The following is a 14,182-nucleotide window of genomic DNA, read 5'->3' as shown; positions in this document are numbered from 1 at the left end:
GCTTAACCCTCCTGTCTGATGGTTTTCAAAATCAAAGGTGTCTGCTCTGTCAGCGGTGCAGTCTCGATTGTGATGGCCTTTTGCAGGAAATCCGCCGCACTCTGACATTTTTCTCTGCTCTTACTATATACCACCGCCAAGGTTTCACCTGTTGCAATTACATCACCTGTGCGTTTTTTCATGACAATACCTGCACCAAAATCCAGCGTCTGTCCCTTGAACATCCGCCCTGCGCCGGTTTCCTGCGAGGCTCTGCCAATCATGGCTGTATCCATACGGGTAAGATACCCCGATTTCGTTGCTTTTACTTCCCATTTTTCCTCTGCCAGAGGGAGCAGGCTATAATCCGCAATGACGCGGACATCGCCGCCCTGCTGTATCAGCAGCTCCTTAAATTTTGCAAGCCCCTTGCCATTTCTGATATTTTCGAGCAGAAGTGCCTTGCCCTCCTCCTCACTCTGCACGCGCTCCGCCAGAAGGAGCATATTCGCGCCAAGCGTCAGAGAAACCTCAAGCAAATCGCCGCCGACATTGCCCTTCAGCACCTCGATGGCTTCCATTACCTCAAGGCTGTTGCCGATATACATGCCCAAGGGCTGTGCCATACTGCTGATAACCGCCGTTACCCTTCTGCCGACATGCCTGCCCATATCTGCCATAATGCCTGCAAGCCTTTCCGCATCCGCCGCATTTTTCATAAAGGCACCACTGCCGCATTTCACATCCAGTACGATTGCATCCGCGCCTGCGGCAATTTTTTTCGACATAATGCTTGCCGCAATCAGAGGGATGCTATCCACCGTTCCTGTGACATCGCGGAGAGCGTAAAGCTTTTTATCCGCAGGCGTAAGATTATCCGTCTGGCTCATCAGCACGATGCCGCTTTCCTTCGCAAAGCGCAGTGCTTCCTCCTCTGTCACATCCACCCGAAAGCCGGGGATGGATTCCAGCTTATCAATCGTGCCGCCGGAAAAGCCAAGCCCCCGACCGCTCATTTTTACCACAGGCACACCCACAGATGCAACCAAGGGCGCAAGAATCAGCGTTGTGGTATCCGCAACACCGCCTGTGCTGTGCTTATCCACCTTACAGCCTGCCAGAGCGGAGAGGTCAAACATACCGCCCGAATGCGCCATTTCCATGGTCAGCTGTGCCGTTTCTTCCGTATCCATGCCCTTCAGAAAAATTGCCATCAGCAAGGCGGAAATCTGATAATCGGGCAGAGTGCCATCCGTCACGCCCTTCACAAAAAAGGCAATTTCTTCTTTTGTCAGCTTGCCGCCGTCTCTTTTTTTGATGATGCTATCTACAAAATTCACGCAGGAATCCTCCCTTCGGATCGAACCTTTCTTTTTTTCCTATTTTACCATAAAAAGAAGTAAATGACGATAAAATTCCTATCTGCTTTGTATAAAATAAAAAACTGCTCCGAAGTCTCCCTCAAAGCAGTCTTATTTCCAAGTAATTTCTTTCTGAATACTCTTTTTTAGCAGGTTGCGCCGCCGACAACATCCAATCCCAGAATCTCTGCCTTTTTCTGCAGCAATTCATCACTCAGAAGGATTTTTTCCGCGTTCGCAAAGCCAATACGATTGATGGTATCCGCAAAGCGTTCGCCGCTTTCCCCTGCGGAACGGAACAGGAGGATTGCCTTTTCCACGGTATCCAGAACCTCATTCTTATCCGTAAAGATTTTATGAAGCATCTGCCCATGGGCAATCTTTTTGCCCCAGCGTCCGCCGACATAGACCTTATAGCCATCCACGCCCTCATCATTGCAATGGAAGGGACATTTGCCGATACAGCGACCGCAGTGGTTGCAAAGCTCTGCATCAATTTCCAGCTTGCCGTCTGTGTTTTTCTTCGCCGCATGGATAGGACAAGCCTCCTCCAACTGGCATTTTTTGCAGGAACGGCAATCCTCGATATGATACTGCGGCACTCTTGCGCCCACGATACCCAAATCGTTCAAGGTCGGCTTTACGCAGTTATTGGGACAGCCGCCTGTTGCGATCTTGAATTTATGCGGCAGGGATACCCCACGATAGCCCTGATAGAAGCGTGTATGGATTTCATCGCTCAGCGCATAGGCATCATACAGACCATACTGACAGGTGGTTGCCTTACAGGAAACCACAGGACGCACCTTGCTGCCTGTACCGCCGACGGAAAGCCCTGCCTTTGCCAGATGCGCGCAGAAGGCATCAATATCTTGATAAGCAATCCCCGAAACCTCAATCGTCAGACGGGTGGTCATCATCATGTGTCCATCACCATAAAGCCTTGCCGCTTCCGCAATGACACTTGCTTCCTCCGTGGTAATGCGTCCGTTTCTGGTGATGACGCGGGCGTTGAACAGATTCGTGCCCTTATGCTGCAAAAAGCCCATGCCCTTTACGCGCTTGATATCCTCGGGGCGCAGGGTACAGCCCTCCGCAGGAGCCTTGCCCTCCAGCTTATCAATAAATTCCTCCAGTGCCTCTGCGGTCAGCTCCACCGCATCCCGACAGCGTTTGCCCTCTGTTTTATACTTCGCCGCAAGAGGGGCACATTCCGTTGTGCCGAGCGCCAGCTTTTGTTCAAATGCGGCAACAAAATCCGCGCAGATTGTCTTTAAATCCTCTCTCGTGCCGTATTTGCTGCTCAAGACACCGATGGCACCGGAAAGCGCACCACAGGTGCCGCCCATACCCATGCCGGTGCGGAAGCCTGCAAACAGCTTCGTTGCTTCTTCTGTCATGCCAAGATGATATGCTTCATTTGCCGCAAGCAGAATGGCCTCTGCGCAGCTTTTATCCTGCACAAAATAATACTGTCCTGCCTTTTCCTTCAGCATCAATAATTCCTCCTTCATCTCTCCGAAAAATCAAATTCTCTCTCTTTTTCTCAAAATTTTTCTCAAAATGTCACTTGTTCTTCATTATATGCCCTTTTCTGACGGAAAGCAAGAATTTCTCCCCTGCGAAGTCAGGCTGTTTTGGGACAGAAAAAAAGGATATTCCGTTTGGAATATCCCTTCAGATCTGTTGAAAAAATTACAGGCTGTTTACCAGTCTTGTCAGAGAAGATTTCTTTCTTGCTACTGCATTTTTGTGGTAGATGCCTTTGATGTATGCTCTGTCGATTGCAGATACTGCGTTTTTCAGAGCAACAGCTGCTGTTTCCTTATCGCCTGCATTTACAGCAACGATTACTTTCTTCATAGCTGTTTTCACCTGAGATTTAATCATTTTGTTTCTCAGTGTTTTTTTGTTAATCACTTTGATTCTTTTCTTAGCAGATTTGATATTAGCCAATGTTATTTCCTCCTAATTACTTTAATGTGGTTTTCTCTGTCGATATTTTGGGGAATATCGCTCTTTCCTCTTACTATTAACCACCTTGAGGGCATGCTCCCTCCGACACGGCTTGGGGCTTTTTTTCCACTCTCTCGAGTACCCCATGGTTAACTTAACGGATATATTTTACCTTATGGAGCGAAATAAGTCAATGAATACTTTTCAAAACTACGAAAAAAATAATGAAAAACCCTAGGAAAATACAGAAAGGCAGTGAAAGCATGAACGAAAAAGACGAAAAAAAAGCGCCGCAGACGTTTTCTGTCCGCACAGACCTTGCCATTGAGGCACGGGAGCTGGCGCAGAAGGACACCACGGATACCCTTGAGGGCGTAGCGGTGGAAACAGACGAGCAGGCAGACTATTCCCTTACACATGTACACATCCTCTCTCCTGCGGGAAGCGCGCGCATGGGTAAGCCGATGGGGCATTATATTACACTGGAATCGGAAAAGCTAAAGGAAAATGATGCAGATTGTCACGAAAAGCTGATTGGGCTTCTGGCAGAGCAGATTCGCTCTCTGGCAAAGCCGAAAAGGGAGGATTGCATTCTGGTAATCGGGCTTGGTAATTGGAACATCACACCCGATGCACTCGGCCCGAAGGTAATTTCCAAAATCCTGGTGACGCGCCACCTCAGCGGCACACTTCCTGCGGAAATCGAGAAGGCTGTACGCCCTGTTGCCGCCGTCAGTCCGGGGGTAATGGGGATTACGGGGATAGAAACAGGAGAAATCGTAAAGGGGATTGTGGATAAGCTGCACCCCTCCCTGCTGATTGCGATTGATGCCCTTGCCGCACGCCGTTCCAACCGCATTAACGCCGCCATTCAGATGAGCGATACCGGCGTTGCGCCGGGCGCAGGGGTCGGCAATCGGCGCATGCTGCTGGATGAGGCACATCTGGGGATTCCCGTGATTGCGATTGGCGTACCGACTGTGGTGGATGCCGCAACGCTTGTAAATGACACAATGGACTGTATTCTGGAGGAAATGATTCGGCAGACAGAAAAGGGAACGGCGTTTTACGAGACGCTTGCCGATCTGGAGCAGGAGGAAAAATATCAGATGATTGCCGAAATCCTTGGGCCATATACAGGCAATCTGTTTGTGACACCGAAGGAGGTGGATGCCGTTGTGGATCGTCTGGCAAACATCATTGCCAACAGCATCAACATTGCACTGCACCCCGGCATTACGCTTGAGGATATCAATAAATACGCATGGTAACACCACAGAAAGCAGCGAAAAAGGAGCCATAACGGGGGTATCCCCACTGCGGCTCCTTCTTCTATGTATTTGCACTTACCGATTGCACCAAAGCCTTTTTCGCCTGCAAAGGGTCTGCTGATTATTCTATGCCAAGACAGCCGCCCCTTTGCACACCATTTTCCGATCCTTCGCTTTGGTGTATCTACCTGTACCACAAAGGTTCCGACGGATGCGTTTGCCCAACTTATCACATTCCGCCTGTTGGGATTTCTGCGCGCAGCTGTGCCCCTCTTTCATTTCCACATTTTTGCCCCGCGTGCAGAGATTCCGTTCTGATAGATTTCCCCTGAAAAATATCCCATAACAGCAATTTCTCAGCCTGTACCAAAAAAACTCCCTCCCCTCCATGCTTTTTACATTTCGCTTTTTACATTTCTGCTATGGGTACTGTTCATCTGCACCTGTTCCCTCCCGCAGGAAAAATACCCCTTTTCCTCTGCGGACAAATGCACGCAACTGAACTCTATCTTCCTTTATTTTACAAATTTTTCCGCTTTTATGGTATATCACGAAAGGGACATTTTTTATCTTTTTCTTAACGCAACCGTCCCCTTAGACTGGAACGGCGGTCGATATTCAATTTTCGGAACACAATCTTCAGATGATTCTTGACCGTACCCTCGGAAATATGCAGCATTTCGGCGATTTCTCCGTTGCGAAGTCCTCTTGCCGCAAGCTCCGCAATCTCACGCTCCCGTTTACTGAGCGGCTCCTCCCATTCATTCTCCTGCTTGGGAATGAACGCCTTCCATTCCGGCACAGCAGGGATATTCTGTATCGGCAGGCTGCGGATTTCCTGAATGACAGCGGCATATTTTCTGGAAACAGAGGGCAGATAAAACAACGGCTCCAGATATTCGCGGAAATAAGCCGCAAACGAAAGCACCTGATCCCGTTCTGCCAGGGAAAGCGTAAATTCCAGATGCTCCGCCGCCTTTCGGCTGCGTCCGATGGCAAAATAGCAAAGTGCTAGATTGGTGTGGATAAAAAGCTGGGACGGAAGGGCAATCAGCCTTGCATCCACCTTCAATGCTACCTCCAGAATCCCAATCGCCTTATGATAATTCTTCTTCAGAATAATTCTTGGAATACGCACACCCTTGATGGCACTGTTTGTAAAATTCAAATCATACAGCCGATTGGATGCCGCCTGCAGGCGCTTTCGCAATCTGTTCTCCTTCGGCTGCAGCATGGCAAAATAGCTCTGTACCGTTTCCTTCATGCACACATCCAGAAAGGTATCCTGCAGGAAGGCATAGGTATGCGCAGGGTCCTCCAGATAGTCCAAGGTTCGCTTCCATGCCTCCAAATCTCCGCGATAGACTGCATTGGTGCCAAGAAGCAGCGCCGCACCATAGGTCACGCAGGCATTCTTTCTTTGCAGAGACGCATACAACGCCTGATAGCCATAGATTTCCGCATCGGCGAAGCGCCCCTGCGCACAGCAGACCTCGCCCCGATACAGCTCCGCCGCACCGCTGCCATGCCCTGCCGTCAGGGAATTATACAGCTTCATGACGCGTTCCAATGTTTCTGCGGTTCGTTCCAATTCGCCCGGCTTTGTATAGAACAGCCGCCACATGGAAATACTGCCGAACAAAAACGGTTCTCCCACCGTAAAGATAACAGATGGCGCTGTCATCAGGCGTTTTGCCCGCTGATAATGCTGTTCCATTTTTTCCAGATTGGGAAAATCCTGAAAGGCGGCAATCAGTTCCCATTCTCCCAGAAGATTGGGGTCATTCCCATCACAGATGATGCTCTTCGCTTCCTCCAGAAGCTGTTGATATTCCGTAAAAGCGGCATCGGCAAAAAGCGCGTAGCAAAGCCGAAGAAGGGATAAGGGATACCTCTGCTTCGTTTCCATCGGGCAATGTCTCAGAATCTCCCCTGCAATTTCCGTATAGGAAAGCTTATCGAATTTTTCGAATAGAAGCCCTGTCAAATCGCAGGAAAGAATTCCCGCATAATCCAGAACCTTGTAGAAGGCGGCAACGGCTTTTTTCGTCTCCCCATGCTCCCGATACCAGCAGCCGCAGCGATGATAGCTGTCCCACTGCGTCAGAAAGGACGCATTATGCAGGCGATAAAGCAAAAACTTCCGCAGCAGCGCACAGAGGCAGTACCTCTGCTGCTCCGCATCATAGTACAGCAGGGGCAGACTATAAAACCACTCGCCCATCTGCTGCAAATCCGCAATGTCCTCTGTCAGCGCGCGCACCATTTCTACATCTACCGTTTCAAATTGCGCAAGACGCAGCAGCGCCTTTTTAAGGATATCCTCCTGCCTTCTCCAGAATAAATCCTCCATCAGACGGCTCAGCTTTTTCCATTCCACCTCTTCGCAGCCGTTTTGCAGATACAGCGAAACAACCGCCGCCCAACCGCCTGTTTCCTTCTGAATATGTATCGCCTGCTTTTCCGTAAGGGAAATGCCCAGCTCCTCTGCAAAGCAGATAATATCCTCCTTTCGCAGGAAAAAATCCTTTTTGGAAATGTAGCAGACGTGCATCAAATCCTGTATTGGCAGCTGCCAAAAGCTGCGAGAAAGAAAAATAACATGCACAGCGGTACCCTTCAGGGCAGAAAGCAGCTGCAAAACGGAAAACGGAAACTGCGCCGCAATCACCTGAAAATTATCAATCATCAGATAAAGCGAGGATTCCTCCGCAGGCTTTGCATGCACCAAAGGCCCGTTTTCATGATATAAATCGAAAATCTGCTGTGCCAGAGCAGAGTCCTTCTGTGCAATCTGGCGCACGAGCCAATCGCAGCAGACTGTGGCATCCTGCGCATTATGCCAGCGCAATGCCCCATACGGCACATCTCTGAGGGCATGCTTCAGGGCGGTTGTTTTTCCATAGCCGGCAGGTGCTTCTACAAGCGTCAGCGGCACGGTATGCAGCCGTTCCAGCTGGCACAGCAATCTTTCAGAAAAATAAATCGTTTGCAAATAAATCCCCCCTTCCCTTTTCTTGGCATCAGTATACCAATTTTTCACAGATTGTGCAAGAAACCCCAGAAAAGCACAAAAAACGCCATGCGGCTTTTTCGTTTCCGCACAGCGTTTTCATTGCTTTTCTTTTTATACTTTTTAAATCATTGTTGCCGCTTCAATCAGCTTCAGCTTCATTGCGCTCAGCTTATCGGAAAGATCAACCGGCACAATATCGGGGTTTTTCAGGCGTTTCTGTTCTTCCCAGAGGGTATCCTTTTCTCTGTTGCAGTATGCCTGAATGTCCATTGCCTTGGGGCATTCATACACCAGCTTACCATCCACAAAGATGGGAACAAGCAGTTCGCGAAGCGTGAAGCTGCCGGCAGGCAGCTGCATGCTTTTCCATTTTGCATTCGTATCATAGATATACAAATCGGAATCCTCTGTGAATTCTTCTTCCTCCAATGCCAGAAGGTCAGCCTTAATCTTGCCTGTCTTTTTATCATAAATACGGATAATTTTCTTGATGCCGGGATTCGTTACCTTCTCTACATTATTAGACAGCTTAATCTTAGGTTCAAAATCACCGTTTTCGGTTTCCTCTGCCGCCAGCTTATACACGCCGCCAAAGGCAGGGCAATCGTCAGAGGTAATCAGCTTTGTACCAACGCCCCAGAGGGTGATGGTTGCGCCCTGCAGCTTCAGGCTTGTAATCAGATTTTCATCCAAATCACTGGAGGCAGAAATGACAGCATTGGGATAGCCTGCCTCATCCAGCATCTGTCTTGCTCTCTTGGAAAGATATGCAAGGTCACCGCTGTCAAGACGGATACCATAGCCTTTTTCGGGCAGTGTGCCTGCCGCCTTCATTTCATCAAACACCTGAATGGCATGGGGCACGCCGCTTTTCAGTGTATTATAGGTATCCACCAACAAAATGCACGCATCGGGGAACAGGTTTGCATAGGTGCGGAAGGCTGTCAGCTCATCAGGGAAGCTCATTACCCAGCTATGCGCATGGGTACCCTTTACGGGAACATCATACAGCTTGCCTGTCAGCACGTTGCTTGTTGCCACACAGCCGCCGATGACTGCCGCTCTTGCACCGACTGTACCTGCATCGGGACCCTGCGCGCGGCGCAGACCAAATTCCAGAACGGGGTCGCCCTGTGCTGCGTGTACTACGCGGGAAGCCTTTGTTGCAATCAGGCTCTGGTGGTTGATGATATTCAAAAGTGCGGTTTCAATCAGCTGTGCCTCAATGATGGGGGCCTTGATACGCATCAACGGCTCATGCGGGAATACGATGGTTCCTTCGGGAACGGCATACACCTCGCCCGTAAAGCGGAAGCTTCTCAGGTAGTCAATGAAGTCCTCAGAGAAAAGATTTAAGCTTTCCAGATATGCAATATCCTCCTCTGTAAAATGCAGCCCATCCAGATATTCAATCGCCTGCTGCAGCCCTGCGGTAATTGCAAAGCCGTTGCCGCTGGGGTTCTTTCTATAGAACAGATCGAATACGACCTTTCTGTTATATGCGCCTGTTTCATAGTAGCCCTGCATCATGGTCAGCTCATATAAGTCTGTCAGCAGTGCAAAGTCTCTACCTTTCATTTTAAAATCTCCTTTTCGGTGTTACAGGATGTCCGGTTTTCTTATTTTTTCTGTTTTCTGCACCCTGTCAAGATAATATTTACAAAAGCAGAACCGTGCGTGGTTCTGATTACCAATTATACATAGTTTTTCTCGGAAAATCAAATTTTTTAACTGTCTTTACATGTAAATTTACACATTGTATGCAAAAATCACGTTTTTTTCGCGTTTTTCCCTTATTTTCTCTTGAAATTTCAGTACTTTTGTATACAGTTTTCATGAATACACCATTCTTTTGGTTTCTTTGCAAAAAATGCTTTACAAGTTTTTGTACGCATTGTATAATACACAGGTAAATACGAAAAAACACTATGAAGGAGACAGTATGTATCCTCAGCTTGCCTGCAGAGAGTCGGGGGCTTGGTGGGAGCCCGATGACAAGGAAGATACAGAAAATCACTCCGGAGTGGCAGTCCGAACCGTTCTTTTGCTCAGTAGGCTCTGCCGTAGCCCGCGTTAAGGGAAAGCATCATGATGGTGATGTCAATAAGCTGGGCGGCATTTTGTGCCGTCAATTCAGGTGGTACCGCGAACTCTTTCGTCCTGTAGGGATGAAAGGGTTTTTTTATTTATTGAAAAGCGGAGCATGCAAGGCAGGAATAAATTTTCATAAGCTTGCTTATCCGAAAATTTATTATGACTTATTTGCGAAGCAAATCTACCGAAAATCCGAAGGATTTGAGGTACATTCGAGCTTTGAGGTATATTCCAGCTTTCTCCGCGGTCTATCCGATTTTCATATCGACAGTAAAACAGCGGCAAAAACCGCACCATCATAAAACATACGGAAGATAAAGCACAAAAAATACAAAAGACAAAAATTTCAGAGGTATCAGAAAAACACAAAGGAAAAAAGAACAAGCTACGAGAGAAACACACTTTGAAAGGTAAATCATTTTTAAGGAGGAATTGAAATGTACGACAAGGTACCCAATAACATGAACTTCGTTGAAAGAGAAGTACAGGTTGAAAAGTATTGGAAAGACAATGACATCTTCGGCAAGAGCATCAAGGCAAGAGAAGGCGCACCCGTTTTCACCTTCTATGACGGTCCCCCGACAGCAAACGGCAAGCCCCATATCGGTCATATCATCACCCGTGCGGTAAAGGACTTAATTCCCCGTTACAAAACCATGAAGGGCTACAAGGTTCTGAGAAAGGCCGGCTGGGATACACACGGTTTGCCTGTTGAACTGGAGGTAGAAAAGACACTGGGTCTGGATGGCAAGGATCAGATTGAAGGCTACGGCGTAGAGCCCTTCATCGAAAAATGTAAGGAAAGCGTATGGACATACGAACAGGAATGGCGTTCCATGAGTGACCGTGTCGGCTTCTGGGCGGATATGGATCATCCCTATGTCACATACCATAATGACTATATCGAATCCGAATGGTGGGCACTGAAGCAGATCTGGGACAAGGGTCTGTTATACAAAGGGCACAAGGTTGTTCCCTACTGCCCTCGCTGCGGCACAGCACTTTCCTCTCACGAGGTTGCACAGGGCTATAAGGATGTAAAGGAAACCTCTGCCATTGCAAAATTTAAAATGGAAGGCACAGAAAACACCTACTTCCTTGCTTGGACAACAACCCCTTGGACACTGCCCTCCAACGTAATTCTGTCCGTAAATGCAAACGAAACCTATGTTAAAGCAAAATATCAGGATTATTATGTAATCATGGCTGAAGCACTCTTGGACAGCGTTCTGGGCGAAGGCAATTATGAAGTCGTAGAATCCATGAAGGGCGGCGATCTGGAATATGTAAAATATGAACCCCTGTTCGATTTCCAGCCCAACGGCGAGGACTTCAAGGGCTACTTCGTAACCTGCGATGATTATGTAACACTGACAGATGGTACCGGTATCGTTCACACTGCGTATGCGTATGGTGAGGATGACTACCGTGTATGTAAAAAATATGATGTAACCTTCTATCAAAATGTTGACACCACAGGTCACCTGAACAGCCTGGCAGGCCCCTTTGAAGGTCTGTTCGTAAAGGATGCCGATCCTGTTATTCTGAAATATATGGAAGAAAACGGCACCTTATTTGCAGCACTGCCCTTCGAACATAATTATCCTTTCTGCTGGAGATGTGACACACCTCTGTTGTATTATGCAAGAAGCACATGGTTCATCAAAATGACTGCACTGAGAGATAATCTGGTGCGCAACAACAGAACAATCAACTGGTATCCCGACAACATCAAGGAGGGTCGTTTCGGCAACTTCCTGGAAAACGTTATCGACTGGGGTCTGTCCCGCGAAAGATACTGGGGTACTCCACTGCCCATCTGGGAATGTGAATGTGGTCACAGACATACCATCGGCAGCATTGCAGAGCTGAAGGAAATGTCTCCCGACTGCCCCGACAACATCGAACTGCACAAGCCCTTCATCGACGCGGTACACATCACCTGCCCGAAATGTGGCAAGCTGATGACAAGAGTGCCTGAGGTTATCGACTGTTGGTTCGACAGCGGCTCCATGCCCTTCGCACAGTGGCACTATCCGTTTGAAAATAAGGATATCTTCGATGAAAACTTCCCCGCAGACTTTATCTCCGAGGCAGTTGACCAGACCCGTGGCTGGTTCTATACTCTGCTGGCTGTCAGCACACTGCTGTTCGATAAGGCTCCCTATAAGAACTGCATCGTTCTGGGACATGTGCAGGATAAGGACGGTCAGAAGATGTCCAAGCATAAAGGCAACGTTGTTAACCCTTGGGATGCACTGAATAAGCAGGGTGCCGATGCGGTTCGTTGGTACTTCTACGCAAACTCCGCGCCTTGGCTACCCTCTCGCTATTATGATGAGGCTGTATCCGAAATGCAGAGAAAATTCATGGGTACGCTGTGGAACACCTACGCTTTCTACATCCTGTACGCAGAAATCGACCAGTTCGATCCTACAAAATACACACTGGATTATGAAAAGCTGGCTCCCATGGATAAATGGATTCTCTCCAAGCTGCAGACACTGAATAAATTCGTGGATGAATCTCTGGAGGGCTACAAGCTGACAGAGCCTGCCCGTGCAATGGTTGATTTCTTGGATGACCTGTCCAACTGGTATGTAAGAAGAAGCCGTGAGCGCTTCTGGGCAGAAGGCATGGAACAGGATAAAATCAATGCTTATATGACACTGTATACCGTTCTGGAAACCATGGTAAAGCTGGCTGCTCCCTTCACCCCCTTCATCACAGAGGAAATCTACGGCAATCTGGTGAAGAAGGTGGATGCAAGCGCTCCCGAATCCGTTCACCTCTGCGATTGGCCTGCATACCATGCAGAATGGGTAGATGCTGATTTGGAAGAAAACATGGACTTCGTTTTGAAGGTTGTTGTAGAAGGCCGTGCGGCAAGAAACGCAAGCGCAATGAAGAACAGACAGCCTCTGGCTATGATGTATGTAAAGGCAACACAGAGCCTGCCCGCAGAATACTGCGACATCATCAAGGACGAGCTGAATGTGAAGGCAGTTTCCTTCACAGATGACGTAGAAGCCTTCACAACCTACACCTTCAAGCCTCAGCTGAGAACACTGGGCAAGAAATACGGCAAGCTGGTGCCTGCCATCGGTGCTTATCTGAAGGAGGTAGAGGGCAACGGCTTCATGGCACAGCTGAAAGCAGACGGCAAGGTTTCCTTCACCGTAGACGGCAGCGAGGTTGTTCTGGAAATGGATGATGTTCTGGTTGATACCGCAGAAAAGGACGGCTTCGTATCCTCCGGCGACAACAACCTGACCGTTGTTCTGGACACAAACCTGACACCCGAGCTGGTGGAAGAAGGCTTCGTGCGTGAAATCGTTTCCAAGGTACAGACCATGCGTAAGGAAGCTGATTTCAACGTAACAGACCGCATCCGCGTTTACTATGACGGCAACGCAAGGATTGCAGAAATCCTTGCTGCAAATGACATCAAGGGCGATGTACTGGCAGTTGAGGTTGTCGCAGGCAAGGGCGGCGAGCTGAGCAAGGAATGGAATATCAATGGTGAAAAGGTAACACTGGGTGTTGCAAGAGTATAAAGCATCATAAAACATAAAAAAATCCCGAAGGAAATTTCCTTCGGGGTTTTTTATGCTCCGGATTATTGATTTGCAGAAATGCTTTCTGCGCTCTTTGCTTCTTCGGGAATGGTGATTTCCTTAACTGCGTTGAACTGGCTGCAAACCATGGAAATGCTTGTTTTTTCCACCTTTACGGCAGAGGACGCATCCGTACTGCCGGCAGCTTCCATCGCCTTATCCATGATTTTCTGCATTACCTCAGTCAAGTTCATTTCATATTTCAGCACATAGCCATCCGCATCAATCCAGAGCGTCAGGGGAAGGCTTTTCACCGATTCGGTAAGGGCTGCAAGCTGTTCCTCTGTGACACCCATTGCCGCAGCGGTTTCTGTCATGCCGCTTTCCGCAAGCACCTTTTGCAGAACATCTTTTTTCAGTGTACCTTCGATTTTTGTTGCTTCGGTATCATTGATTTTTTCTGTTGCGGTTGCGGAAAAATCGGCTAAATTGCTCAGATAGAGTGTCACATTTTCCTCCGCGTTATACTGTGCAAGACCTCCAAGCTCCATCGTCTGGCTATACCATGTATCCGCCGCCAGAACATAGGTGCGCAGCTTGCCATCCTCCTCCTCGGCGTACATCTGCATGTTCTGCGCTTCTGTGCCATCCTCCAAGGTTGCGGAGAGGTTCATCTGCATTCGCAGGGGATTCTGCTGTGTCAGAATTTTAGCGACTGTGGTGGTTTCCGCGGTTTCCTCGCCCATGGACATATCCATTTCCATCGTCATTTCCGCTGCCATGCTTTCCACTGTTGCCATGGTTTTCTGCGAAAGCGTCAGCAATTCCTTTGTTTCCTCCGCACTCAGTACAGTTGTGCCGCAGCCTGCCAAGGTCAGCACTGCCGCAAGCGCCGCCGCCAAAAGCTTCTTCGATTTCATTTCTGTTTTCTCCTTTCTATGTCTCTGT

General features: G+C 48.4%; 8 protein-coding genes and 1 other annotated feature. Of the genes, 2 read left to right on the top strand and 6 right to left on the bottom strand.

Annotated features, from left to right (window positions below; all coding sequences use genetic code 11):
* Positions 1–2: 2 nt before the first annotated feature.
* The 3 genes from GPK49_RS03755 to rpsT form a co-directional block, all read right to left on the bottom strand.
* On the bottom strand, positions 3–1,319 hold the full coding sequence (locus GPK49_RS03755) for a thymidine phosphorylase (protein WP_215676787.1): 1,317 nt from the start codon (positions 1,317–1,319) through the stop codon (positions 3–5).
* A 167-nt stretch (positions 1,320–1,486) separates the two neighbouring features.
* A complete protein-coding gene (locus tag GPK49_RS03750; RefSeq protein WP_215676786.1) occupies positions 1,487–2,836 on the bottom strand; it encodes a C-GCAxxG-C-C family (seleno)protein in 1,350 nt (449 codons plus the stop codon).
* Positions 2,837–3,035: 199 nt separating this feature from the next.
* Positions 3,036–3,296, bottom strand: a complete 261-nt coding sequence (gene rpsT / locus GPK49_RS03745; RefSeq protein ID WP_016407417.1) for a 30S ribosomal protein S20 — start codon at positions 3,294–3,296, stop codon at positions 3,036–3,038.
* 263 nt (positions 3,297–3,559) lie between these two features.
* On the opposite strand from rpsT, the gene gpr reads away from it, so the two are divergent.
* Positions 3,560–4,567, top strand: a complete 1,008-nt coding sequence (gpr, locus tag GPK49_RS03740; RefSeq protein WP_215676785.1) for a GPR endopeptidase — start codon at positions 3,560–3,562, stop codon at positions 4,565–4,567.
* Between the two features lie 577 nt (positions 4,568–5,144).
* Here gpr and GPK49_RS03735 read toward each other — a convergent pair.
* Positions 5,145–7,562, bottom strand: coding sequence for a LuxR C-terminal-related transcriptional regulator (locus GPK49_RS03735; protein WP_215676784.1), 2,418 nt, complete (start codon positions 7,560–7,562; stop codon positions 5,145–5,147).
* A gap of 141 nt (positions 7,563–7,703) precedes the next feature.
* Positions 7,704–9,161, bottom strand: coding sequence for a nicotinate phosphoribosyltransferase (locus GPK49_RS03730; protein ID WP_215676783.1), 1,458 nt, complete (start codon positions 9,159–9,161; stop codon positions 7,704–7,706).
* A 341-nt stretch (positions 9,162–9,502) separates the two neighbouring features.
* Positions 9,503–9,749: a binding site (T-box leader), on the top strand.
* 365 nt (positions 9,750–10,114) lie between these two features.
* On the opposite strand from GPK49_RS03730, the gene ileS reads away from it, so the two are divergent.
* Positions 10,115–13,234: an isoleucine--tRNA ligase gene (gene ileS, locus GPK49_RS03725; protein WP_215676782.1), complete on the top strand. Its 3,120-nt coding sequence runs from the start codon at positions 10,115–10,117 to the stop codon at positions 13,232–13,234.
* A 62-nt stretch (positions 13,235–13,296) separates the two neighbouring features.
* On the opposite strand, the gene GPK49_RS03720 is transcribed toward ileS, so the two are convergent.
* Positions 13,297–14,154: a DUF6612 family protein gene (locus GPK49_RS03720; RefSeq protein WP_118582174.1), complete on the bottom strand. Its 858-nt coding sequence runs from the start codon at positions 14,152–14,154 to the stop codon at positions 13,297–13,299.
* Positions 14,155–14,182 lie beyond the last annotated feature (28 nt).

Origin of the sequence: Clostridium sp. MCC345, assembly GCF_018785345.1 — a bacterium.
In the GTDB taxonomy this organism is placed as follows: domain Bacteria; phylum Bacillota; class Clostridia; order Lachnospirales; family Anaerotignaceae; genus Anaerotignum_A; species Anaerotignum_A faecicola.
Note: the sequence above shows the minus strand (reverse complement) of the source record. Positions and strands in the feature narration are given on the sequence as shown.

Bases quoted from the DNA above. Each gene is read 5' to 3' on its own strand.
- GPK49_RS03720 (WP_118582174.1), bottom strand. From the start codon at position 14,154: ATGAAATCGAAGAAGCTTTTGGCGGCGGCGCTTGCGGCAGTGCTGACC.
- GPK49_RS03750 (WP_215676786.1), bottom strand. From the start codon at position 2,836: ATGCTGAAGGAAAAGGCAGGACAGTATTATTTTGTGCAGGATAAAAGC.
- ileS (WP_215676782.1), top strand. From the start codon at position 10,115: ATGTACGACAAGGTACCCAATAACATGAACTTCGTTGAAAGAGAAGTA.
- gpr (WP_215676785.1), top strand. From the start codon at position 3,560: ATGAACGAAAAAGACGAAAAAAAAGCGCCGCAGACGTTTTCTGTCCGC.
- GPK49_RS03730 (WP_215676783.1), bottom strand. From the start codon at position 9,161: ATGAAAGGTAGAGACTTTGCACTGCTGACAGACTTATATGAGCTGACC.